Origin of the sequence: Pseudomonas vlassakiae (genome assembly GCF_014269035.2) — a bacterium.
In the GTDB taxonomy this organism is placed as follows: domain Bacteria; phylum Pseudomonadota; class Gammaproteobacteria; order Pseudomonadales; family Pseudomonadaceae; genus Aquipseudomonas; species Aquipseudomonas vlassakiae.
The window spans coordinates 32,875-56,204 of the sequence record NZ_JABWRP020000018.1; the positions used below are offsets into that span (position 1 = coordinate 32,875).

17 protein-coding genes are annotated in these 23,330 nt (G+C 65.7%); 7 read left to right on the forward strand and 10 right to left on the reverse strand.

Going from position 1 to position 23,330, the window contains the following annotated elements; translation table 11 throughout:
- Positions 1 to 129: 129 nt before the first annotated feature.
- From HU738_RS20995 to HU738_RS21025, 7 genes are all read left to right on the forward strand, one after another.
- Complete coding sequence (locus HU738_RS20995) at positions 130 to 1,902, forward strand: extracellular solute-binding protein (protein ID WP_186603757.1); 1,773 nt, start codon at positions 130 to 132, stop codon at positions 1,900 to 1,902.
- Positions 1,899 to 3,725: an extracellular solute-binding protein gene (locus tag HU738_RS21000; RefSeq protein WP_186603724.1), complete on the forward strand. Its 1,827-nt coding sequence runs from the start codon at positions 1,899 to 1,901 to the stop codon at positions 3,723 to 3,725. The genes HU738_RS20995 and HU738_RS21000 overlap by 4 nt, the downstream gene beginning before the upstream one ends.
- Position 3,726: 1 nt before the next feature.
- Positions 3,727 to 4,800 carry a microcin C ABC transporter permease YejB gene (locus HU738_RS21005; protein ID WP_027919080.1) on the forward strand — a complete coding sequence of 358 codons (1,074 nt, stop codon included), beginning with the start codon at positions 3,727 to 3,729 and terminating at the stop codon, positions 4,798 to 4,800.
- 1 nt (position 4,801) lies between these two features.
- Complete coding sequence (locus tag HU738_RS21010) at positions 4,802 to 5,821, forward strand: ABC transporter permease (RefSeq protein ID WP_186603725.1); 1,020 nt, start codon at positions 4,802 to 4,804, stop codon at positions 5,819 to 5,821.
- Between the two features lies 1 nt (position 5,822).
- Entirely contained in the window at positions 5,823 to 7,421 is a 1,599-nt protein-coding gene (locus HU738_RS21015) for an ABC transporter ATP-binding protein (protein ID WP_186603726.1), read from the forward strand.
- A 242-nt stretch (positions 7,422 to 7,663) separates the two neighbouring features.
- Positions 7,664 to 10,594 (forward strand): aminotransferase, encoded by a 2,931-nt coding sequence (locus tag HU738_RS21020; protein WP_186603727.1) that lies wholly within the window; start codon positions 7,664 to 7,666, stop codon positions 10,592 to 10,594.
- 61 nt (positions 10,595 to 10,655) lie between these two features.
- A complete protein-coding gene (locus HU738_RS21025) occupies positions 10,656 to 11,561 on the forward strand; it encodes a LysR family transcriptional regulator (protein ID WP_054884028.1) in 906 nt (301 codons plus the stop codon).
- Between the two features lie 38 nt (positions 11,562 to 11,599).
- On the opposite strand, the gene HU738_RS21030 is transcribed toward HU738_RS21025, so the two are convergent.
- From HU738_RS21030 to HU738_RS21075, 10 genes are all read right to left on the reverse strand, one after another.
- Complete coding sequence (locus HU738_RS21030) at positions 11,600 to 12,295, reverse strand: response regulator (RefSeq protein WP_186603728.1); 696 nt, start codon at positions 12,293 to 12,295, stop codon at positions 11,600 to 11,602.
- Positions 12,292 to 14,946: a DUF4118 domain-containing protein gene (locus HU738_RS21035; RefSeq protein ID WP_186603729.1), complete on the reverse strand. Its 2,655-nt coding sequence runs from the start codon at positions 14,944 to 14,946 to the stop codon at positions 12,292 to 12,294. Before HU738_RS21035 ends, HU738_RS21030 begins: the two co-directional genes overlap by 4 nt.
- Before the next feature lie 60 nt (positions 14,947 to 15,006).
- Complete coding sequence (gene kdpC, locus HU738_RS21040) at positions 15,007 to 15,552, reverse strand: potassium-transporting ATPase subunit KdpC (RefSeq protein WP_186603730.1); 546 nt, start codon at positions 15,550 to 15,552, stop codon at positions 15,007 to 15,009.
- 10 nt (positions 15,553 to 15,562) lie between these two features.
- Complete coding sequence (kdpB, locus tag HU738_RS21045; RefSeq protein WP_186603731.1) at positions 15,563 to 17,617, reverse strand: potassium-transporting ATPase subunit KdpB; 2,055 nt, start codon at positions 17,615 to 17,617, stop codon at positions 15,563 to 15,565.
- 10 nt (positions 17,618 to 17,627) lie between these two features.
- The gene (gene kdpA / locus HU738_RS21050; RefSeq protein WP_186603732.1) at positions 17,628 to 19,322 is read right to left on the reverse strand and encodes a potassium-transporting ATPase subunit KdpA; all 1,695 of its coding nucleotides are present in this window, start codon (positions 19,320 to 19,322) and stop codon (positions 17,628 to 17,630) included.
- A 9-nt stretch (positions 19,323 to 19,331) separates the two neighbouring features.
- Positions 19,332 to 19,421: a K(+)-transporting ATPase subunit F gene (gene kdpF / locus HU738_RS21055; RefSeq protein WP_033696222.1), complete on the reverse strand. Its 90-nt coding sequence runs from the start codon at positions 19,419 to 19,421 to the stop codon at positions 19,332 to 19,334.
- Positions 19,422 to 19,642: 221 nt separating this feature from the next.
- Positions 19,643 to 20,689, reverse strand: a complete 1,047-nt coding sequence (locus tag HU738_RS21060) for an AI-2E family transporter (RefSeq protein ID WP_186603733.1) — start codon at positions 20,687 to 20,689, stop codon at positions 19,643 to 19,645.
- A gap of 12 nt (positions 20,690 to 20,701) precedes the next feature.
- The gene (locus HU738_RS21065) at positions 20,702 to 21,496 is read right to left on the reverse strand and encodes a DUF4892 domain-containing protein (RefSeq protein ID WP_176506483.1); all 795 of its coding nucleotides are present in this window, start codon (positions 21,494 to 21,496) and stop codon (positions 20,702 to 20,704) included.
- 109 nt (positions 21,497 to 21,605) lie between these two features.
- A complete protein-coding gene (locus tag HU738_RS21070; protein ID WP_186603734.1) occupies positions 21,606 to 22,460 on the reverse strand; it encodes an alpha/beta hydrolase in 855 nt (284 codons plus the stop codon).
- Positions 22,457 to 23,245, reverse strand: a complete 789-nt coding sequence (locus HU738_RS21075) for an alpha/beta fold hydrolase (protein ID WP_186603735.1) — start codon at positions 23,243 to 23,245, stop codon at positions 22,457 to 22,459. The genes HU738_RS21070 and HU738_RS21075 overlap by 4 nt, the downstream gene beginning before the upstream one ends.
- Positions 23,246 to 23,330: the final 85 nt, after the last annotated feature.

Sequence of the window (23,330 nt, forward strand, 5' to 3'; positions counted from 1 at the left end):
CTCTTTTTCCATACCGGCCAAGCTGTTACTGTACCCCGACCAAAGCCCAACGCCTCTGGATCGGATGCCGAATTGATACGTCCCCTCCTGCTGTCACTCAGCCTGGCCTTGAGCTTCCCCGCCGTCGCGATGGTGAGCGAAAGCCACGGATACGCGCAGTTCGGCACGCTCAAGTACCCAGCCACATTCACCCACTTCGACTGGGTCAACCCGCAAGCGCCCAAGGGCGGCACCTTGCGGGCCATGGCATTCGGCACCTTCGATACGCTCAACCCCTATACCTTCAAGGGCACCAGCCCGGTCACCACGCCGAACTTCCTGCAATACGGCGTCAGCGAGCTGAACGAAACGCTGATGGTCGGCACCGGCCAGTACGACCCGTCCGGTGACGAACCCACCTCCAGCTATGGCCTGATCGCCCGCTCGGTGGAGTACAGCGAAGACCGCAGCTGGGTAGTGTTCAATCTACGCCCGGAGGCGCGCTGGCACGACGGCGTGCCGATCACCGCAGCCGATGTGGCCTTCTCGTACCGCACCCTGCTCAAGCAAGGCCACCCGATCTACCGCACCAACCTGCAGGAAGTGCAGCGGGTCGATATCCTCGGCCCGCTGCGCATCCGCTTCGTCTTCAAGCGTGCCGGCAACCCGCTGTTGATCCTGCGCCTGGGTGAGATGCCGGTGTTGCCCAAGCACTACTGGCAACAGCGTGCCTTCGAGGCCACCACCTTTGAGCCGCCGCTGGGCAGCGGGCCGTATCGCATCACCCAGGTCGAGCCTGGCCGCCGCCTGGTGTTCGAGCGGGTGAAGCACTACTGGGGCAAGGACTTGGCGGTAAACCGCGGCAAGTACAACTTCAACCGCGTCGAATTCGAGTTCTACCGCGATGCCACCGTGGCCTTCGAAGCGTTCAAGGCCGGTGAGTTCGACATCTATATCGAGCACCAGGCCAAGAACTGGGCCAACGGTTACAACTTCCCGGCGGTGCGCCGTGGCGAAGTGATCAAGGCGCAGATCCCGCACCGTATCCCCACCCAGACCCAAGGCCTGTTCATGAACAGCCGCCGGGCTACCTTCAGCGACCCCAGGGTGCGCCAGGCGCTGGGCCTGATGCTCGACTTCGAGTGGACCAACCGTGCGCTGTTCAGCAGCGCCTACCGCCGCGCCAGCAGCTACTACCCCAACAGCGAGTTCGCGGCCAGCGGCGTACCCACCGGCAAGGAATGGCTGCTGCTGGCGCCGTTCCGCGACCAGTTGCCCGACAAGCTGTTCACCCAGCCCTTTCAGGTCAGCCACACCGATGGGCGCGGCATCGGCCGCCAGACATTGCGCCAGGCCTTGGGCCTGCTGAACCAGGCCGGCTGGAAGCTCGACGGCCAGCGCCTGGTCAACGCCAAGGGCCAGCCATTGCGCATGGAACTGCTGCTGGTGAACCCGAGCCTCGAACGCATCCTGCAACCCTATGTCGAAAACCTGGCCAGCATCGGCATCGAGGCGCGCTTGCGCACCGTGGACCGTGCCCAGTACAAACAACGCCTGGACCAGTTCGACTTCGACATGATCCTGATGACCCTGAACCAGACCTTGAGCCCGGGCCTGGAGCAGTGGCTGTACTTCCATTCCAGCCAGGCCTCGACCAAGGGCAGCAAGAACTATGCGGGGGTCAAGGACCCGGTGGTCGACCACCTGCTCGACACCCTGCTGGCAGCGCGCACCCGTGATGACCAGGTCGCCGCCGCCCGCGCCCTGGACCGCGTGCTCTCATGGCAGTACTACATGATTCCCAACTGGTACCTCGACAATCACCGCCTGGCCTACCGTAACCGGTTCGCCTTCGTCACCACACCGCCCTATACCCTCGGGCTGAATAGCTGGTGGCTAAAGCCTTCGGAGAAAGCCCAATGAAGCCGACGCATCGCCTGGCCTGCAGCCTGCTGTTCGCCTGCCTGAGCCTGCCCGCGCTGGCGGCGCCGCAACACGCGCTGACCCTGTATGACGAGCCGCCGAAATACCCGGCCGACTTCAAGCACTTCGACTACGTCAACCCCGACGCGCCCAAAGGCGGCACCTTCCGCCAGTCCAGCTTCGGTGGCTTCGACAGCCTCAACCCGTTCATCAACAAAGGCGTGTCAGCCGAAAACATCAGCATCATCTACGACACCCTGATGCGTCAGAGCCAGGACGAGCCGTTCACCGAGTACGGCCTGGTCGCCGGCAAGATCGAGAAAGCCCCGGACAATAGCTGGGTGCGTTTCTACCTGCGCCCCGAAGCGCGCTTCCACGATGGCCACCCGATGCGCGCCGAGGATGTGGTGTTCACCTTCAACGCCCTGATCAAGGATGGCGCCCCGCTCTACCGCCAATACTACGGCGACGTCGCCGAAGTGGTTGCCGAAGACCCGCTGCGGGTGCTTTTCAGGTTCAAGCACAAGAACAACCGCGAGCTGCCGTTGATCCTCGGCCAGCTGCCAGTGCTGCCCAAGCACTGGTACGAAAACCGCGAATTCAACCGCGGCAACCTGGAAATCCCGCTGGGCAGCGGGCCTTACAAGGTCGCCGAGGTCAAGGCCGGGCGCAGCATCCGTTACGAGCGGGTCAAGGACTACTGGGCCAAGGACCTGCCGATCAACCGCGGTTTCTATAACTTCGACGCCATGACTTTCGACGCCTACCGCGACACCGCCGTCGCCCTGGAAGCCTTGAAGGCCGGTGCCTTCGACTATGCCCTTGAAGTCAGCGCAAAGAACTGGGCCAGCGCCTACAACGTGCCGGCCGTTCGTGAAGGCCGCCTGATCAAGGAAGAGCTGCCCAACGGTAACCCCACCGGGATGCAGGGCTTCGTCTTCAACATCCGCCGCCCGCTGTTCCAGGACGTGCGCGTGCGCGAGGCGCTGAGCCAGTTGCTGGACTACGAATGGACCAACAAGCAGTTGTTCAACGGCGCCTACACCCGCACCGGCAGCTTCTTCGAGAACTCGGAAATGGCTGCCCGCGGCCTGCCCAGCGCCAATGAGCTGAAGATCCTCGAGCCGCTGCGCGGCAAGGTTCCTGATCAGGTCTTCAGCGAGGCCTTCCACAACCCGGTCAGCGATGGCAGCGGCATGATCCGCGAGCAACAGCGCAAGGCCTACAAGCTGCTGCAGGAAGCCGGCTGGAAGATCGTCGACGACAAGATGGTCGACGCCCAGGGCAAGCCGGTGGTGATCGAGTTCCTGCTCGCGCAGACCGAGTTCGAGCGCATCCTGCTGCCATTCAAGCGGAACCTTGCCGACCTGGGCATCGACCTCAACATTCGCCGCGTCGATGTCTCGCAGTACATCACCCGCCTGCGCTCGCGTGATTACGACATGATCGTCAGCGGCTTCGCACAGTCCAACTCGCCGGGCAACGAGCAGCGCGAGTACTGGAGCAGCAGCGCCGCCGACAACCCGGGCAGCCGCAACTTCATCGGCCTGCGCGACCCGGCCATCGACCAGCTGGTGGAGCAGCTGATCAACGCCGATTCGCGCCAGAGCCTGATCGACCATTGCCGGGCGCTGGACCGCGTGTTGCTGTGGGGTTACTACGTGATCCCCAACTGGCACATCAAGACCTGGCGCGTGGCCTACTGGAACCACATCGGCCATCCCAAGGTTTCGCCCAAGTACGACGTCGGCATCGACACCTGGTGGATCAAGCCCAACGTCACCCCTGCCGTGAGCGAAACCCCTGCAGACGAGGCCAACTGACATGCTGGCCTACATCCTGCGTCGCCTGCTGCTGATCATTCCGACCCTGTTCGGCATCCTCATCATCAACTTCATCATCGTCCAGGCTGCCCCCGGCGGCCCGGTGGAACAGATGATCGCCAAGCTCGAAGGTTTCGAGGGCGCCACCAGCCGCATTGCCGGCGGCGGCGCCGAGGTCTCGGTGGCCGGTTCCAACTACCGCGGCGCCCAGGGCCTGGACCCGGCGCTGATCGCCGAGATCGAGCACATGTATGGCTTCGACAAATCGGCGCCCGAACGCTTGTGGATCATGATCAAGAACTACGCCACGCTGGACTTCGGTGACAGCTTCTTCCGCGACGCCAAGGTCATCGACCTGATCGCCGAGAAGATGCCAGTGTCGATTTCGCTGGGGCTGTGGAGCACGCTGATCATGTACCTGGTGTCGATTCCGCTGGGCATCGCCAAGGCGGTACGCCACGGCAGCCACTTCGACGTCTGGACCAGCTCGGCGATCATCGTCGGCTACGCCATCCCTGCGTTCCTGTTCGCCATCCTGCTGATCGTGCTGTTCGCCGGCGGCAGCTATTTCGACTGGTTCCCGCTGCGCGGCCTGACCTCCAACAATTTCGACGAGCTGTCCACCACCGGCAAGGTGCTCGACTACTTCTGGCACCTGGTGTTGCCGATCACCGCCCTGGTGATCGGCAACTTCGCCACCATGACCTTGCTGACCAAGAACAGCTTCCTCGACGAGATCAACAAGCAGTACGTGGTCACCGCCAAGGCCAAGGGCCTGAGCCGGCCACGCGTGCTGTACGGGCATGTGTTCCGCAACGCCATGCTGCTGGTGATCGCCGGCTTCCCGTCGGCATTCATTGGCATTTTCTTCACCGGCTCCCTGCTGATCGAGGTGATCTTCAGCCTCGATGGCCTGGGCCTGATGAGTTTCGAAGCGGCGATCAACCGCGACTACCCGGTGGTCTTCGGCACCCTGTTCATCTTCACCCTGCTCGGGTTGGTGGTGAAACTGATCGGCGACCTGACCTATACCCTGGTCGATCCACGCATCGACTTTGCCAGCCGGGAGCACTGACATGGCCCTGTCCCCCCTCAACCGCCGGCGCTTCGAGCGCTTCAAGGCCAACCGCCGAGGCTGGTGGTCGCTGTGGCTGTTCCTGATCCTGTTCGGCCTGAGCCTGGGCGCCGAGCTGATCGCCAACGACAAACCGATTGCCGTGCGCTACGAAGGCTCGTGGTACTTCCCGGCGTTCAAGCGCTACCCGGAAACCACCTTCGGCGGTGAATTCCCGCTGGAGGCCAACTACAAGAGCCCGTATATCCGCGACCTGCTGCAGAAGAGGGACAGCCTGGTGGTCTGGGCGCCGATCCCGTTCAGTTACCAGAGCATCAACTACGACCTGCGCGTACCGGCCCCGGCGCCACCCTCGGCCGACAACTGGCTGGGCACCGACGACCAGGGCCGCGACGTGCTGGCACGGGTGATCTACGGTTTCCGTGTGTCGGTGCTGTTCGCCATCACCCTGACGGTGTTGAGTTCCATCGTCGGCGTCATTGCCGGCGCCCTGCAGGGCTTCTACGGCGGCTGGGTCGACCTGGCCGGGCAGCGCTTCCTGGAAATCTGGTCCGGCCTGCCAGTGCTGTACCTGTTGATCATCCTCGCCAGCTTCGTGCAGCCCAACTTCTGGTGGTTGCTGGGCATCATGCTGTTGTTCTCGTGGATGAGCCTGGTGGACGTGGTACGTGCCGAGTTCCTGCGTGGGCGCAACCTGGAATACGTGCGCGCGGCCCGCGCCCTGGGGATGCGCAACGGCGCGATCATGTATCGGCACATCCTGCCCAACGCGATGATCTCGACCATGACCTTCATGCCGTTCATCCTCACCGGTGCCATCGGTACCCTGACCGCGCTGGACTTCCTCGGCTTCGGCCTGCCCCCTGGCGCGCCGTCGCTGGGTGAACTGGTGGCGCAAGGCAAGTCCAACCTGCAAGCCCCGTGGCTGGGCATCAGCGCCTTTGCCGTGCTGGCGATCATGCTCAGCCTGCTGGTGTTCATCGGCGAATCCGCCCGCGATGCCTTCGACCCGAGGAAGTGAAATGAGCGAACAGAACCTGATCGAAGTGCGTGACCTGGCCGTGGAGTTCGTCACCGGCGAACACGTCAACCGAGTGGTCGACGGCATCAGCTTCGACATCCGCAAGGGCGAGACCCTGGCCCTGGTCGGCGAAAGCGGCTCGGGCAAATCCGTCACCGCTCACTCGATTCTGCGGCTACTGCCCTACCCACTGGCGCGCCACCCCAGTGGCTGCATCCGCTATGAGGGCAAGGACCTGCTGCAGCAGAACGAAAAGGCCCTGCAGCGCATTCGCGGCAACCGCATCGCGATGATCTTCCAGGAACCGATGACCTCGCTGAACCCGTTGCACTGCATCGAGAAACAGATCAATGAAATCCTCCTGCTGCACAAGGGCCTGACTGGCAAGCAAGCCACTGCGCGAACGCTGGAGCTGCTGGAAATGGTCGGCATCCCCGAACCGCGCAAGCGCCTGAAGGCCCTGCCCCATGAGCTGTCCGGCGGCCAGCGCCAACGGGTGATGATCGCCATGGCGCTGGCCAACGAGCCCGAGCTGTTGATCGCCGATGAGCCGACCACGGCGCTGGATGTGACCGTGCAGTTGAAGATCCTCGACCTGCTGAAAAAACTACAGGCGAAGTTAGGCATGGCCCTGCTGCTGATCAGTCACGACCTCAACCTGGTGCGCCGCATCGCCCATCGTGTGTGCGTGATGCAGCGCGGGCAGATCGTCGAACAGGCCGAGTGCACCACGCTGTTCAGTGCACCGCAGCATCACTACACGCAGATGCTGATCAACGCCGAGCCCAGCGGGCTGCCGGCGCATAACCCGGTAGGGGCGCCGCTGCTGGAGGTGAATGACCTGAAGGTGTGGTTCCCGATCAAGAAGGGGCTGCTGCGCAAGACCGTGGACCATGTGAAGGCGGTGGACGGCATCAACTTCAGCCTGCCCCAGGGGCAGACGCTGGGCATCGTCGGCGAGTCCGGGTCGGGCAAATCGACACTGGGCCTGGCGATTCTGCGGTTGATCTCCAGCCAGGGTGGGATCCGCTTTCATGGGCAACAGCTCGAAGGGATGAACCAGAAGCAAGTGCGGCCGCTGCGGCGGGAAATGCAGGTGGTGTTTCAGGACCCTTTCGGCAGCCTGAGCCCGCGCATGTGCGTGGCGGATATCGTTGGCGAGGGGTTGCGGATACACAAGATCGGCACGCCGGCGGAACAAGAGGCAGCGATCATTGCGGCGCTGGAGGAAGTGGGGCTGGACCCGCGCACCCGCCATCGCTACCCCCATGAGTTTTCCGGTGGCCAGCGCCAGCGCATCGCCATTGCCCGGGCGCTGGTGTTGAAGCCTGCACTGATCCTGCTGGATGAACCGACCTCGGCGCTCGACCGCACGGTGCAGCGGCAGGTGGTGGAGTTGCTGCGCAATCTGCAGGCCAAGTACAACCTGACGTACCTGTTCATCAGCCATGACCTTGCAGTGGTGAAAGCGCTGAGCCACCAGTTGATGGTGATCAAGCATGGGCATGTGGTGGAGCAAGGGGAAGCGCGGGAGATCTTTCATGCGCCGCAACATGTTTATACGAAACAACTGTTGGAGGCGGCGTTTTTGGGGGCGTGATTCCCGGTGCCTGCCAAGCGCTTTGCAGTGCCAGTGAGATCGAGCGCCGCCCGCGCGGCGCTCGATTTCAGCCCCCCTGCAAAAACCACGTCATACACCTGTCGACCCAGCTGCGACTCCAAACAGTCCCGGTCACCGGACCTGAGCCAATCATCAGAAATTCTGATCACGATTGTCTTTCATCATCAACCAGATCGGGCATAGATTCTCTTCCGTCAACCCCGGCAACAACGGTAGAGCTCATGTCCAGCCCACAACAAATACCCGCCTCCCCTGTCCTCGACACGCTGATCCAGCGCTCCGCCCTGCCCAGCCCTGCGCTCAGCGAAGCCCAGGCGCATGCGCTGCTGCAGACGCATTACGGCCTGGATGGCGACTTGACGGCGCTGGGCAGCCAGCAGGACCTGAACTTGCGCGTGGACGCCGCGCAAGGGCGCTTCGTGCTCAAGGCCTGCCACGGCAGCTACGCCGAGGTCGAACTGCAGGCGCAGCACGCCGCCCTCGCCTACCTGCGCGAGCAGGACGTGCCAGTGCCCGCCGTGCAGGCTGCGCGAAATGGCGACACCTTGCTGGCAGAGGCCATCGACGGGCAGCCCTTGCGTGTACGCTTGCTCGACTACATTGACGGCCAGCCAGTGACCCGCCTCAAGCACATGCCGCCGCGCCTGATGGCCGAACTGGGCGGGCTGTGCGCACGGCTCGACAAGGCCTTGGTCGACTTTGACCATCCGGGCCTGGTGCGTACCCTGCAATGGGACCCGCAGCATGCCCAGGCGCTGATCACACACCTGCTGCCGGTGCTGCAGGACGCCGGGCAGCGCACCCGCATCGAGCAGGCCACGCGCCTGGCCAGCGAGCGCCTCGCGCCCTTGGCAGAGCGGCTGCCAACCCAGGCCGTGCACCTGGACATCACCGACGACAACACCGTCTGGGCCCGCGACGACCAGCGCCAATGGCAACTGCAAGGTGTCATTGACTTCGGCGACCTGTCGCGCACCTGGCGCATCGCCGACCTCTCGGTGACCTGCGCTGCGCTGCTGCACCATGCCGAAGGCGACCCGCTGCGCATCCTGCCGGCGGTCAGCGCCTACCAGGCCCTCAACCCGCTGACCGAAGCAGAACTGCGTGCCCTGTGGCCGTTGGTACTCAACCGTGCAGCGGTGCTGGTGCTGAGCAGCGCGCAGCAATTGGCCGTGGACCCGGACAACCAGTACACCCGCGACAACGTCGCCCATGAGTGGGAAATCTTCGATACCGCCACGGCCGTGCCATTCGCCTTGATGGAGGCGGCCATCCTCCAGGCGGCCGGCCTGTCAGCCGACGCAGCCGAGCTGACGGGCTGTGCGCCGCTACTACCCGAGTTGGCAGGGCTGCCGGTCAAGCGCGTCGACCTGGGCGTGCTCAGCGTGCATTGCGAAGCCGGCAACTGGGAACAGCCGGGCTTCGACCAGCGCCTGCTGAGCGCACAACCGGCGCCGGCCTGCAGCCTGCATGGCCAGTACCGGCTGTCACAGACCCATATCGATCGCCCCGAAGAACCGGCAACCTGCGCGTTGGGCGTAGAGCTGCATGTGCCCAATGGCAGTACGGTCCAGGCGCCCGACGCGGGCATCTGGCACGGCGATGGCGACGGCCGCGGCTGCCTGCGCACGCCCCATTGGGCCTTGTGGTTGCAAGGCCTGGAAGATGCCCCGGCCGATGGCCAGGCGTTGGCAAAAGGGCAATCACTGGGCAGCAGCTGCGGCTACCTCAGTGTCCAGCTGTGCCTGGACACCCGCATCCAGCCGCCATTCTTCGCCACACCGTCCCAGGCTGCCGCCTGGCTGGCCCTGTGCCCGTCGCCTTCAGCGCTGCTGGGGTTCGATTGCGATGCCGAACCATTACCCGACCCGCAGGCCCTGCTGGCCCGTCGCGACGCCAGCTTCGCCCGGTCGCAGAAGCACTACTACGCACAGCCGCCGCAGATCGAACGCGGCTGGCGCAACTACCTGATCGACCTGCAGGGCCGGTCATACCTGGACATGCTCAACAACGTCGCCGTGCTGGGCCACGGCCACCCGCGCATGGTCGCCGAGTCGGCGCGCCAGTGGTCGCTGCTCAACACCAACTCACGCTTCCATTACGCCGCCATCACCGAGTTCTCCGAGCGCCTGCTCGCCCTCGCGCCCGAAGGCTTCGACCGGGTTTTCATGGTCAACAGCGGCACCGAGGCCAACGACCTGGCGATCCGCCTGGCCTGGGCCTACAGCGGTGGCCGTGACCTGCTCAGCGTGCTGGAGGCCTACCACGGCTGGTCGGTGGCCACCGATGCCATTTCCACCTCCATCGCCGACAACCCGCAGGCCCTGGAAACCCGCCCGGACTGGGTGCACCCGGTGGAGGCACCGAACACCTTCCGCGGCCGCTTCCGCGGTGCCGACACGGCCGCCGACTACCTGCGCGACGTCGACACCAAGCTGGCCGACCTCGATGCCCGCGGGCGCCAGCTGGCCGGCATCATCTGCGAGCCGGTGTACGGCAACGCCGGGGGTATTTCGCTGCCGGCCGGTTACCTGCGCGAGGCGTATGCCAAGGTCCGTGCCCGCGGCGGCGTGTGCATCGCCGACGAGGTGCAGGTCGGTTATGGCCGCCTGGGCGAGTACTTCTGGGGCTTCGAGGAACAGGGCGTGGTGCCTGACATCATCACCATGGCCAAGGGCATGGGCAACGGCCAGCCGCTGGGGGTAGTGATTACCCGCCGCGAGATCGCCGAGGCCCTGGAAGCCGAGGGTTACTTCTTCTCCTCGGCCGGTGGCAGCCCGGTCAGCTGCCGCATCGGCATGGCGGTGCTGGACGTGATGCAGGAGGAAGGCCTGTGGGACAACGCTCGCGACACCGGGCGCTATTTCAAGGCGCGCCTGCAGGCACTGGTCGACAAACACCCACTGGCTGGCGCGGCACATGGCTCGGGCTTCTACCTGGGGCTGGAGCTGGTGCGCGACCGCGCGACCCTGGAGCCGGCCACCGAGGAAACCATGCTGCTGTGCGACCGCTTGCGTGAGCTGGGGATCTTCATGCAGCCAACTGGCGACTACCTGAACATCCTCAAGATCAAGCCGCCGATGTGCACCACCCGGGCCAGCGTCGATTACTTCGTCGACAGCATTGACCGGGTGCTTGGCGAAGGCTTGTAAGGGCTATCAACCGGGCCGGCGAGTGTTCATACTTTCCGGCCTCTTCCTCAGGTTTGCGGACATGGCCTTCAGCAGCGACTCCCTGGCAATTTTCCTCGCGGTGCTGGAAGCGGGTTCGTTCTCTGCCGCCGCCCGCAAGCTGGGGCGTGTGCCGTCTGCCGTGAGCATGGCCATCGCGCAACTGGAGGCCGAACTGGACCTGGCCCTGTTCGACCGCGCCACCCGCAAGGCCTTGCCAACCAGCGCCGCCCTGGCCCTGGAGCCCCAGGCGCGGCAGGTGATCTGCCAGCTCAACCTGCTCGACGCCCAGGCCCTGCAGTTGCACCAAGGGCTGGAAAAGCGCCTGAGCATCGCCATGGCCCCGGAACTGCAGACCGGCCGCTGGAGCCAGCCGCTGGAAACCCTGGCGAAGGAATTTCCCAGCCTGGAGATCGAAGTGCGCTCGGCGACCCAGACCGAGGCGGTGCGCTTGCTGCATGAAGGCAGCGTGCAACTGGCGCTGGTGTTCGAACGCCCGGGGATCGATGAGCGCGAGTCCTTTCTCGAAGCAGGCAGCCAGTTGCTGGTGGCCGTCGCGTCACCGCGTCATCCGGCTGGCAGCAACAGTGGCACGCCGCTGCCTGAGGAAGCGTTTGCCGAACAGCGGCAGATCATCGTCGCCTCTGGCAAGGCCACCGGTTCGGACCCACGCATGGTGCTGTCGCGGCGGATCTGGTTGACCGACAGCTACCTGGCAACGCTCGACCTGGTGCAGTCCGGCCTGGGCTGGGCCTACTTGCCGCAGCCGCTGGTGGAGCCCCTTATTGCCTCGGGTGCGCTGGCCGAGGTGCGCTTTGACAACATGGCCAGTCGGTTGCGGTTGTGGGTAGACATCATCTGGCTGAAGCCCAGGCCGTTGGGTTTGGGCGCCAGGCGCTACCTGGAAGTCATGCGCCAGCTGTTCGAAAAGGAACCCCCAAGAGCCTGAAACACAGGCTCCCATAGAGTGCCCTGCCCGGCTTCAGTTCAGGGCTGCGGTGCCACCAGGCGGTAGCCGACCCCGGCCTCGGTAATGATGAACCGCGGCGCGGTCGGGTCATCGCCAAGCTTCTGCCTTAAATGCCCCACCACGATGCGCAGGTAATGGGTGTCGTCGACATGCGTCGGCCCCCAGATGTCCTTGAGCAATTGCTGCTGGGTAATCACCCGGCCCGGATGCCCGGCCAGTTGCGCCAGCAGGGCATACTCCTTGCGCGTCAGCGCGATCTCCACCCCCGCCAGGGTCACTTTGCGAAAGGCGAAATCCACCACCAGCGGCCCGAAGCTTGCCGTCACTTCGCTACCACCGGACTGCGGCACCTGACGCAACAACGCGCGCACCCGGGCCAGGAATTCCTGGATGCCGAAAGGCTTGGTCACGTAGTCATTGGCGCCGCCATCCAGCGCGTCGACCTTCTGCACCTCACTGGCCCGCACCGACAGCACCAGCACCGGTACCGCGCTCCACTCGCGCAACTCGCGCAGCACGTGCTGGCCGTCCATGTCGGGCAGGCCCAGGTCGAGCACCACCAGGTCGGGCTTGGCCAGCGCGGCCTGGGCCAGGCCTTCGCTGCCGGTGGCGGCTTCGATCACCTTGTAGCCTTGGGAACTGAGGCTGATGCGCAGGAACTTGCGGATCTGTGGTTCATCGTCAATGACCAACAGGGTGGCGGACTGGCTCATGGGGTTTCGCTTTCGGCTTCTGGTTGCTGGGGCAGCGGCAAGCATAGAGTGATGCAGGTGCCGTGGCCATCGATGCCTTCGCCGACCAGGATCTGCCCGCCGTGAGCACCGATCATGCCCTGGCAGATCGCCAGGCCCAGGCCGGTGCCCTGCCCGCCGCGATCGCCACGGGCAGCGGTGTAGAACATGTCGAAGATCTTTTCGCGTTCGGCCAGCGGGATGCCGGGGCCCTGGTCGCTGACGGCAAAATGCAGCTGCTCATCGTGTACCGAGACCTGCAGGTCCAGGCGACCTTGGGCGGGCGAGAAGCGTGCGGCGTTTTCCAGCACGTTGATCAGTGCCTGCTCGATCAACGCCGCATGCACGAACAGCAGTGGCAGCTCGCCGGGCACCTCGGTATGTACCTGCAAGGGCGCCAGTACCGCGCGCAGGCGGTTGAGGGCGCTGCCGACAATATCGGCCGGGGCCACCCAGTCGCGGGCCAGCTTGAGGCCGCCGTGGCCGAGGCGGGTCATGTCCAGCAGGTTCTGGATGTAGCGGTCCAGGCGTTCCGCTTCGTTACGCGTGCCTTCGAGCAGCTCGCGGCGGTCTTCGACGGGGATCGCCTCGCCCAGCGCCAGCAGGCTGTCGATGCTGCCGCGCATGGCGGTCAGCGGGGTGCGCAGGTCGTGCGACACCGAGGCCAGCAGGGCGCTGCGCAACTGCTCGGTTTCGCCGTGCAGGCGGGCGGCTTCGAGCTGTTCGGCCAGCCGGGCACGGGCCAGGGCCTGGGCCAGGGGTTGGCCGAGTGCCATCAACAGGCGCCGGCGCTGGGCACTCAGTGGCTCGCCGGAGCGCGGGCGTACACCGAGCAGGGCCAGTGGCCGGTCGTCAACCGCCAACGGCCACCACCACCAGCGGCCATTGGGCAAGGTATCGCTGCCGTGGCCTGCTGCCTGGCCATGCTGCCAGGCCCACTCGGCGGCGGCACGCTCGTTGTCGCTCAACGCCTGGGCTTCGCCACTCGCCACCTGCAGCAGGCCTTCGCTGTTGCGCTCCAGCAGGCAGACCTGTACGTCTTTCCAGCCATTGAGGTGGCGACCGGCAGCGTTGAACACCGCCTGGCGGTCGGTGGCCACGGTCAGCCGACGCGACAGGTCGAGCAGCTGGTTGGTCTGCGCCTGGGTTTCGCGCAGGGCCTGCAACTGGCTGCGCTGGCGGGCCGCGAGGTTGCCGGTGAGGGCTGCCATGAGCAGGAAGAACACCAGCGTCAGCACATCCTCCTCTCGCTGGATGGCAAACGAGAAATTCGGCGGGATGAACAGGAAGTCGTAGGTCAGGAACGACAGCGCCGCACAGGCCAGCGCCGGGCCCAGGCTGCTGCGCACGGCCACCAGCAGCACGGCGGCAAGGAACACCAGCGAGATGTTGGGCAGCGCCAGCACGCTCGACACGCCCCAGGCGAGGCCCGCTGCCAGCACGGTCGCCACCAGCGCCAGCAGGTAATGGCGCCACACCCACACCCGGCTCACCGCCGCACGTGCCGGCCGTGCCTGGCTGTCGCGGTCGAGCACGTTGATTTCCAGGCCATGGCTTTCACGCAGCAGCCGGGTAGCGACACCGGCGCCGAACAGGCGCCGCCGCAGCCGGTCACGGGATTGCCCGACCAGCACCAGGCTGGCACGACGCTCGGCGGCGTGCTGGATCAAGGTCCGCGCCACTTCGCCGGCACGCAGCAGCACCACCTCGCCGCCCAGGCGCTCGGCCAGTTGCTGGGCCGCCTGCAGGCGCTGGCGGGCGGCTTCGTCACGCAGCCGGCCGTTGTCGACGTGCACCAGGCTCCATGGCAGGTGGCGACGCTGGGCAACGCGGCTGGCGTGGCGCACCAGGCGCTCGGCCTGGTCATCGCCATCCACGCCCACCAGCAAGCGCCCGCGCAAGGCCGGAGCCGCTTCGCCGCGCAGGCGGTAACCGTGGGCCAGGTCGGCATCGACCTGGGCGGCGGCGGTCTGCATGGCCAGTTCGCGCAGGGCGGTGAGGTTGGTTTGCGAGAAATAGGCATCGATGGCGGCGCGCGCCTGCTCCGGCACGTACACCTTGCCCTCGCGCAGGCGTTCGAGCAGTTCGCGTGGCGGCAGGTCGATCAGCACCAGTTCGAAGGCTTCCTGCAGCACCCAGTCAGGCAGGGTTTCACGCACCTGTACGCCGGTAATGCCGCGGACTTTGTCATTAAGGCTTTCCAGGTGCTGGACATTGACCGTGGTGTACACGTCGATACCGGCGGCGAGCAGTTCCTGCACGTCCTGCCAGCGTTTGGCGTGGCGGCTGCCGGGGGCGTTGGTGTGGGCCAGTTCGTCGACCAGGGCCAAGGTCGGGGCAGCCTTGAGCAGGCCGTCGAGGTCCATTTCCTCGAGGGTGACACCACGGTATTCGCTGCGCAGCAGCGGTTGCTGGAGCAGGCCGCCGAGCAGCGCTTCGGTTTCGCTGCGGCCGTGGGTTTCGACCACCCCGGCCAACACTCGCACGCCCTGGCGTTGCTGGGCGTGGGCGGCCTGGAGCATGGCGAAGGTCTTGCCCACGCCCGGGGCGGCGCCAAGGAAGACCTTGAGCCGGCCGCGACCGCTGCGTGGGAGGGTGGCCAACAGCGCGTCTGCGCGGGTGGAGTCACTCATTTATCATCCTTCAGAAGTTGCACCATTGCGTATTCCCTGGGCCTGCAGAGCAGACCACGGTCAAAGATGTTCCAGCGCCTGGTTCAGGGCCAGCACATTGACCACCGGTGGCCCGATCAATGGGTGGAGGGTGGCCTCTTCCAGCAAGGCTTGCAAGCGCTCTACCGGCACCTGCCGCGCTGCCGCTACCCGAGGAATCTGGTAGGCCACGGCTTGCGGTGGCAGGTGCGGGTCCAGCCCGCTGCCCGAGGTGGTCAGCAACGCCTGCGGCACCGGCCCCAGCTGCGCCTGGTACAGCACCGCCGCATCGCCCTTGACCCGTTCGGCCAGCGCCGGGTTGCTCGGTGCCAGGTTGCTCGCGCCACTGGCGACAGTGGCAAAGGCACCGGCAGAAGGCCGTGGATGGAACCAGCCATCACCCTGGAAATCCTGGGCGATCAAGGCCGAACCCCGCACCTGCCCGCGCTCATCGCGCACCAGGCTGCCATTGGCCTGCTCGGGGAACGCCAGTTGGGCAACCCCGGTCACCGCCAGCGGGTAAAGGGCGCCGGTGACCACGGTCATCAGCAGGATCAGGCTCAGCGCCGGGCGTACGTAACGATTCATGATGGCCTCCTCAGACCAGGTGCAGGGCAGTGAGCAGCAGGTCGATCAGCTTGATCCCGGCAAACGGCACCAGGATGCCGCCCAGCCCATAGATCAGCAGGTTGCGCCGCAGCAGGTGCGCCGCGCTCGCCGCCTGCACGCGCACGCCGCGCAGGGCCAGCGGGATGAGCGCGATGATGATCAGCGCGTTGAACACGATCGCCGAGAGGATCGCACTCTGCGGGCTGGCCAGCTGCATCAGGTTGAGCACGCCAAGCTGCGGGTAGATGGCGGCGAACAGCGCCGGCAGGATGGCGAAGTACTTGGCCACGTCGTTGGCAATGGAGAAAGTGGTCAGCGCACCGCGGGTCACCAGCAGCTCCTTGCCCACCTGTACCACGTCCAGCAGCTTGGTCGGGTCGCTGTCCAGGTCGACCATGTTGGCCGCCTCGCGCGCGGCCTGGGTGCCATCGTTCATGGCCATGCCGACGTCGGCCTGGGCCAGCGCCGGGGCGTCGTTGGCGCCGTCGCCGCACATCGCCACCAGGCGGCCATCGTTCTGCTCCTGGCGGATACGTGCCAGCTTCTTCTCCGGCGTGGCTTCGGCGAGCACGTCGTCCACCCCGGCCTCGGCCGCGATGGCGGCGGCGGTCAGCGGGTTGTCACCGGTCACCATCACGGTGCGGATGCCCAGCTTGCGCAGCTCGGCGAAACGTTCGCGGATGCCCGGCTTGACCACGTCCTTGAGGTGGATCACGCCGAGCAGGCGTTTGTCCAGGCACACCAGCAGCGGGGTGCCACCGCTCTGGGCGATGCGCTCCACTTCACGGGCCAGCGCGGCAGGCAAGTCCAGGCGCTGCATGCCGACGAAGGCCAACACGGCATCGACGGCACCCTTGCGGTAGCGGCGCTGCTGGAAGTCGATGCCCGACAGGCGGGTCTCGGCACTGAAGGCGATGGCCTGGTACTGCCCGGCTGACGGTTCGACGAAGTCGTGCAACTGGCGCAGGTACTCGACGATCGACTTGCCTTCGGCGGTGTCGTCGGCCAGCGAAGCGAGCAAGGCACCCTCCCCCAGCTCCTTGGCGGTCACGCCCGGGGCCGCATGCAGGGCGCTGCAGCGGCGGTTGCCGAAGGTAATGGTGCCGGTCTTGTCGAGCATCAACGTGTGCACGTCGCCGGCCGCCTCGACCGCGCGGCCGGAGCGGGCGATCACATTCAGGCGCACCAGGCGGTCCATGCCGGCGATGCCGATGGCCGAGAGCAGGCCGCCGATGGTAGTGGGGATCAGCGTCACCAGCAGCGCAGCGAGGAAGATCAGCGGCAGGCTGCCTCCAGCAAAGTGCGCGAACGGTTGCAGGGTCACCACCACGATCAGGAAGATCAGGGTCAGGCCGATCAGCAGGATATCGAGGGCGATTTCGTTGGGGGTCTTCTGCCGTTTGGCGCCTTCGACCAGGGCAATCATGCGGTCCAGGGTCGACTCGCCGGGGTTGCTGGTAATACGGATCAGCAGCCAGTCGGAGACCAGCCGGGTGTTGCCGGTCACGGCCGAGCGGTCGCCGCCGGATTCGCGGATGACCGGTGCGGATTCGCCGGTGATGGCCGCTTCGTTGACCGCCGCGATGCCTTCGAGCACCTCGCCGTCGCCAGGGATCATCTCGCCAGCCACCACCCGCACCACATCGTCCTTGCGCAGCGCGGTGGCGGCGACGCTTTCGAAACTGCCATCGCGCTTGCGGCGCTGTGCCGTCAGCCCCTGGCTACCCGCCTTCAGGCTGTCGGCGCGGGCCTTGCCACGGCCTTCGGCAAGGGCTTCGGCGAAGTTGGCGAACAGCACGGTGAACCACAGCCACAGGGCAATCTGCGCGGCAACGCCGCTGCTGACGCCATTGCCAGGCGCGAAACACAATGCGGTGGTGAGGATGGCCGTCAGGGCGACCACCAGCATCACCGGTGCCCGCTTCAGCTGGCGCGGGTCGAGCTTGACGAAGGCCTGTACCAGCGCCGGGCGCCACAGGGCCGCGAAACGGGTCTGATCCTTGGCGCTGTGTGAGGCTTTCACTTCAGGAATGGGCATGTTCATGGATGATTCCTCAGAAACCCAGGCTCAGTTGTTCGGCGATCGGCCCGAGGGCCAGGGTCGGCAGGAAGGTCAGGCCACCGACCAGCAGGATGGTCACCAGCAACAGGCAGGCGAACAGCGGGCCGTGGGTGGGGAAACTGTTGCTGCCCTGCGGCGCGCTCTTCTTCGCCGCCAGGCTGCCGGCCAGGGCCAGGATCGGCAGGATGTAGCCGAAGCGGCCGATCAGCATGGCCAGGCCGATCATTACGTTGTGGAACACCGTGTTGGCGCCAAACCCGGCGAACGCCGAGCCGTTGTTGGCAGTGGCCGAGGTATAGGCATAAAGCAGCTGGCTGAAGCCATGGGCACCTGGGTTGCTGACCGCGCTGGCAGGCCCTGGCAGGCTGGCGGCGATGGCCGCGAGCACCAGCACGCCGACCGGCATCACCAGCAAGGTAGCCACCAGCAGTTGCACTTCCCGCGCCTGCAGTTTCTTGCCCAGGTATTCTGGCGTCCGACCGATCATCAACCCGGCCAAAAACACAGCGATCAGCACGAACAGCAGCATCCCGTAGAGCCCGGCGCCGACACCGCCGAAGATCACTTCACCAACCATCATGTTGACCATCGCGACCATGCCGGTCAGCGGGTTGAGGCTGTCGTGCATGGCGTTGACCGAGCCATTGGAGGCCGCCGTGGTGGTCACCGTCCACAACACCGAGCCGGTGGTGCCGAAACGGCTTTCCTTGCCCTCCATGGGCGCGCTCTGCTGCACCTGGGCGCTCTCCAGCGCCGGATTCGGCTGGTATTCCGACCACAGCGCCGTGGCGCCGCCAAGCAGGAACAGGCCAAGCATGCAGGCGATGATGGCGCGGCTCTGGCGCAGGTCCTTGACGTAGTGGCCGAAGGTGAACACCAGCGCCACCGGGATCAGGATGATCGAGGCCACCTCGAACAGGTTGCTCCAGGCCGTAGGGTTTTCGAACGGGTGTGCCGAGTTGACGCCGAAGAAGCCACCGCCATTGGTGCCCAGCTGCTTGATGGCGATCTGGCTGGCAGCCGGGCCCAGCGGGATGGTCTGGTCAGCGCCTTGCAGGGTCACGGCGTGGGCGTAGTCGGCGAAGGTCTGCGGCACGCCCTGCCACACCAACAGCAGCGCCAGCAGCAGGCACAGTGGCAGCAGGCCGTAGAGGGTGGCGCGGGTCATGTCGACCCAGAAGTTGCCCAGGTTTGTGGTGGAGCGCCGGGCGATGCCACGGCACAGCGCAACCAGCACGGCCAGGCCAGTGGCGGCACTGACGAAGTTCTGCACGGTCAGGCCGAGCATCTGGCTCAGGTAGCTGACCGAAGCCTCACCGCTGTAGGCCTGCCAGTTGGTGTTGGTGACGAAGCTCACCGCCGTGTTGAATGCCAGCGACCATTCCTGGCCGGGCAGGTGCTGCGGGTTGAGTGGCAGGTAGCCCTGCAGCAGGAGCACGCTGAACAGCAGCAGGAAACCTGCCAGGTTGAAGGCCAGCAGGGCCAGGGTGTACTGCTTCCAGTTCTGCTCTTGATCGGCGCGCACGCCGGCCAGACGATAGCAGCCACGCTCCAACGGCCCGAGCGCGGGGCTCAGCCAGGTGCGCTGCCCTTCCATGACCTTGTAATAAAAGCGCCCGAGCCAGGGTGCTGGCAACAGCACGATGGCGAAAAAGGCCAACAGCAAAAGGTAATCGTAACTGTGCATGGCCGCTCCCTAGCTGCGATCGGCGCGCAGCAGCGCTACCAGCAGGTAAACCGCCAAGGCCACTGCCAGCAGCAGTGACAACCCGTCGAGCATGTACATGAGTGAGACTCCCCCGTGGTGCGGCCTGGGCCGCTTTGAGGGAATTGTCCGAGGGAGGGACGTAAAGGGGCGAGATCAGGGGGTGGGGATGGGAATAAAGAATGCGTAAATATGAGGTGTATCGACTGCCTGCACCGGCCCTTTCGCGGGTAAACCCGCTCCTGCAGGGATCACCTGCCCCTTGTGGGAGCGGGTTTACCCGCGAAGAGGCCCGTGCAGGTTTACTGCGAGGCCTGCCCGGCGTTACGGCTCCAGTCCAGCAGCAGGCTGTAACCGACCGCCAGCAAGGTCGGCCCGATGAACAGGCCGATGAAGCCAAAGGCAAGCAAGCCACCGAACACGCCCAGCAGCACGATCACCAGCGGCAGGTTGCCGCCGCGGCTGATGAGGTACGGTTTGAGCACGTTGTCCACGCCGCTGATCACGAACGTACCCCAGATCCCCAGAAACACGGCCATGCCGTATTCGCCCTTCCACACCAGCCAGCCGGTCGCCGGAATCCACGCCAGCGGTGGCCCCATCGGGATCAGGCTGAGCATGAAGGTTACCAGCCCCAGCACGATCGCCCCGGGTACCCCGGCGATCAGGAAGCCGATCAGTGCCAGCAGGGCTTGGGCCGCCGCCGTGCCGATCACGCCGTTGACCACCCGTTGCACGGTACCGGCCACCAGTTCCAGGTAGTAATCGGCCCGCTCGCCCACCAGCCGGTTCAGCAGCCGCAGCACGAAGGCCGACAGGCGCGGCCCGTCGCGGTAGAAGAAGAACACGAATACCAGGCTCAGGGTCAGCTCCAGCACACCACTGCCGATCTGCGCACTGCGAGCCAGCAGCCAGTTGCCGACCTGCCCCAGATACGGCTTGACTGACGCCAGCAAGGCCGCGCCCTGTTGATCGAGCGATTGCCACCCGCTGACCAGGCGTTCGCCGACGAAGGGAATACCGCCGAGCCAGTCAGGTGCATCGGGCAGGCCATCGACCTGCACGTCACGCACAAAAGCGGTGGCGTCGCGGATGTGGTCGGCCAGGTTGAAGCCCAGCCACACCAGCGGCAAGGCCACGATCAGGATCCAGGCCGTGGTCAGCAGGCTGGCGGCCAGGGTTTCACGCCCGCCCAGCACACGCGTCAACAAGCGCATCAGTGGCCAGCTGGCGAAGGCCAGGATGGCGCCCCACAGCAACGCGGACATGAACGGCGCCATGACCCACAGGGCAGCACCCAGCAGCGTCAGCAACAGAATCTGGATCAGCAGGCGGTCATTGTTGGCCATGGTGGCGCTCACTCAACGGATCAGTTCCAGGTGCAGGCCATCGGTGGCTGCGCTGCCGAGTTCGAGCCGGCCATCACGCACCCCAGCCTTGACCAGTTGCTCGCGCCACGCCTCGGCCTGGGCGCCGCTCAGGCTTGCCCGCAAGGTGCTGTCGAGGTTCAGGCTGCGCGCCAGCAAGGTCACCCAGCTTGCCTGTGGCGCGGCCAGGTCAGGGTAGTCAAGCTTGCCGGTGTCGCGCATTTCACGCAGCACCGTGGCGGCTGTGGGCAGTCTCTCGCCCAGCGGGCTGCTGGCGACGAATTCTTCCACATGCAGGTAGGCACGGCGGTTGCCACGGGTGACGCTGTACAGCGCCACCAGGGTGTCGGCCTCTTCGGCCGAGCGACGCAGCAGGATGAACGCCTGCTGTTCGTCGCCGCCGTTCAGCCGGGCATTGGCGAACACGTCGTTGGCCCACAGGCTGCCTTCGCCGCAATCGCGGCCCTGGCACCAGAACAACGGATAACCGCCATCGTGCTGCAGCGCTTCACGGGCGCTGGTGAAGGCTTCGCGGGCGCTACGCTCGACCGGCAGTTCATAGGTGACCGAGCTGACCTGGCCACGGCTTTCGATCTTGTCTTCGACGCGCAGGCGGCCACTGATCTTGCGCAGCGGGCCCATGGGGTAGACGCGCTCCTGCTCCACGGCCGGGCGCTGGTCGACCACCTTGGCGTCCACGGGTACAGGCAGGCTGCCGGCCCACAGCAAGGGGCTGGCCAGTGCAAGGCAGGCGGCAACGGCGGCACGGATGGAAACGGGCGCGCTCATCGGCGAACCAGGGGGCGCGGCGCGCCGGATTGAAGCTCCAGGATGTCTGGCAGTTGCATGGTTGTCTCCCTGTTCAACCCGCCAAGCCTCGACACTTGTCCGGTGCAAGTCAAGTAAAGCCAAAGAAGCGATTGAAACAGTCTGCGACAAGGGCCGCGCCCTGTTCGTCGTTCAGGTGCAGGTGATGCCCGCCGGGCAGCACCGTCTGCTCAAAGGGTAGCTGCTCCAGCAGTTCGCTGTGACGCACCAGCATGCCGTCGGCCGCCACCACCAGGCTCGCTGGGCAGCTCACCCGCCGCACGTAGGCCATGGCCTGGGCCTGGCTCAGGCGCACGGGCGATGGCAAGGTCAGGCGACTGTCGCTGCGCCAGCTGTAACCGCCGGGCACTGGCATCAGGCCGCGCTGGGCCAGCCGCTCGGCAGCATCGCGGCTGACCGCAACCATGCCTTTCATGCGCGCCTGCACACCCTCCTCCAGGGTCGGGTAAACCGACTTGCGCTTGCCATCGAGGCGCAGCTGAGCCTGCAGGGCCATGCCCAGCCGCTCGGCGGCATCCTGCTCGGCGCCGGTGGGAGGAATGACACCGTCGATCAAAGCCAGGTGGCTGACCCGTTCGGGCAAGGCACCGGCCAGCTGCACCGAAATGATCGCGCCCAACGAATGCCCGAGCAGGGCAAACCGTTGCCAACCCAGCTGTTCGGCCACCCGCAGCACATCATGGGCGTAATCGGCCAAGGCGTAACCCGCACCCACTGGGCGGTGCTCGGAATAACCGTGCCCGGCCAGGTCGAGGGCAACGATGCGCAGCCCCTTCAACTGCGGGGCCAGGCGGGAGAAACTGTTGGCGTTGTCCAGCCAGCCGTGCAGAGCGATCACCGGCAGGCCATCGGCCGGTCCGAACAGGTGCGCAGCCAGCTCGATATGGCCCAGGCTCAGGCGGATTTCCTCGACCTGCGCGCTCATGCCTGGCTCCAGCGGTCGAACAGGCCCTTGATCAGGCTCGCCGTGTCGGTCGGCCGTTCCAGCGGGAACATATGCCCGCCCGGCACACTGTGGTATTCGCCCCGAGCCATGCCACGCACCGCCAGTGCGTGGTGCCGGCGGATGACATTGCTGCGCTCGCCACGCACCATCGCCAAGGGTACCTGCAACTGGCGCGCGGGCGCCGGGCTGGCGTGCGGGATGCTGCGATAGATGCTGATCTCGGTGGCCGGGTCGAAGCGCAGGCGCAAGCCCTGCTCGGCCGGCTGCAGGCCATGCTCGAGGTAGGCCTCCAGGCAATCCGGGTCGAAGTGACGGAACAACGATTTGCTGGCGAAGTAGTCACGTGCGCTGTCACGGTCGGCGAAGGCTTCACGCCGCCCGAGCGTCCGGCCAGCAGGGGTGATGCGGTCGATGAAGCCAAAGCGCTTGGCGGTGCGCAGCAGCCACTGGTCAGCACGGGTCAATACCGGCGAGTCGAGCATTACCACGCCGCGGTACAGCTCAGGCCGGCGCAAGGCGGCGTGCAGGTGCAGCACGCCGCCCAGCGAATGGCCGACACCCCACACCGGCGCCGTCTGCTGCGCCAGGTGATGCAGCAGTTCGTCGACCAGGTTCTGCCAGTTGTCGTTGACCGGAAATCGCGGGTCATGGGCATGCTGGGCCAGGTGACTGACCTGATAATCCGGCGCCAGGGCGGCGAACAGCTTGCCGTAGGTGGCCGAGGGAAAACCGTTGGCATGGGCGAAGAAGATCTGCTGCGACATGGCGCCTGGTCCGGACGGGATGATGGCCCATTGTCGGCATCGCACCGGTTCTCGGCAACGTCTGTAACTGTCATCGCCGATGGCA

What these genes read in the sequence shown, in the direction of transcription:
- HU738_RS20995 (WP_186603757.1), top strand. Translation starts at nt 130, where the DNA reads ATGGTGAGCGAAAGCCACGGATACGCGCAGTTCGGCACGCTCAAGTAC.
- HU738_RS21000 (WP_186603724.1), top strand. Translation starts at nt 1,899, where the DNA reads ATGAAGCCGACGCATCGCCTGGCCTGCAGCCTGCTGTTCGCCTGCCTG.
- HU738_RS21005 (WP_027919080.1), top strand. Translation starts at nt 3,727, where the DNA reads ATGCTGGCCTACATCCTGCGTCGCCTGCTGCTGATCATTCCGACCCTG.
- HU738_RS21010 (WP_186603725.1), top strand. Translation starts at nt 4,802, where the DNA reads ATGGCCCTGTCCCCCCTCAACCGCCGGCGCTTCGAGCGCTTCAAGGCC.
- HU738_RS21015 (WP_186603726.1), top strand. Translation starts at nt 5,823, where the DNA reads ATGAGCGAACAGAACCTGATCGAAGTGCGTGACCTGGCCGTGGAGTTC.
- HU738_RS21020 (WP_186603727.1), top strand. Translation starts at nt 7,664, where the DNA reads ATGTCCAGCCCACAACAAATACCCGCCTCCCCTGTCCTCGACACGCTG.
- HU738_RS21025 (WP_054884028.1), top strand. Translation starts at nt 10,656, where the DNA reads ATGGCCTTCAGCAGCGACTCCCTGGCAATTTTCCTCGCGGTGCTGGAA.
- HU738_RS21030 (WP_186603728.1), bottom strand. Translation starts at nt 12,295, where the DNA reads ATGAGCCAGTCCGCCACCCTGTTGGTCATTGACGATGAACCACAGATC.
- HU738_RS21035 (WP_186603729.1), bottom strand. Translation starts at nt 14,946, where the DNA reads ATGAGTGACTCCACCCGCGCAGACGCGCTGTTGGCCACCCTCCCACGC.
- kdpC (WP_186603730.1), bottom strand. Translation starts at nt 15,552, where the DNA reads ATGAATCGTTACGTACGCCCGGCGCTGAGCCTGATCCTGCTGATGACC.
- kdpB (WP_186603731.1), bottom strand. Translation starts at nt 17,617, where the DNA reads ATGAACATGCCCATTCCTGAAGTGAAAGCCTCACACAGCGCCAAGGAT.
- kdpA (WP_186603732.1), bottom strand. Translation starts at nt 19,322, where the DNA reads ATGCACAGTTACGATTACCTTTTGCTGTTGGCCTTTTTCGCCATCGTG.
- kdpF (WP_033696222.1), bottom strand. Translation starts at nt 19,421, where the DNA reads ATGTACATGCTCGACGGGTTGTCACTGCTGCTGGCAGTGGCCTTGGCG.
- HU738_RS21060 (WP_186603733.1), bottom strand. Translation starts at nt 20,689, where the DNA reads ATGGCCAACAATGACCGCCTGCTGATCCAGATTCTGTTGCTGACGCTG.
- HU738_RS21065 (WP_176506483.1), bottom strand. Translation starts at nt 21,496, where the DNA reads ATGAGCGCGCCCGTTTCCATCCGTGCCGCCGTTGCCGCCTGCCTTGCA.
- HU738_RS21070 (WP_186603734.1), bottom strand. Translation starts at nt 22,460, where the DNA reads ATGAGCGCGCAGGTCGAGGAAATCCGCCTGAGCCTGGGCCATATCGAG.
- HU738_RS21075 (WP_186603735.1), bottom strand. Translation starts at nt 23,245, where the DNA reads ATGTCGCAGCAGATCTTCTTCGCCCATGCCAACGGTTTTCCCTCGGCC.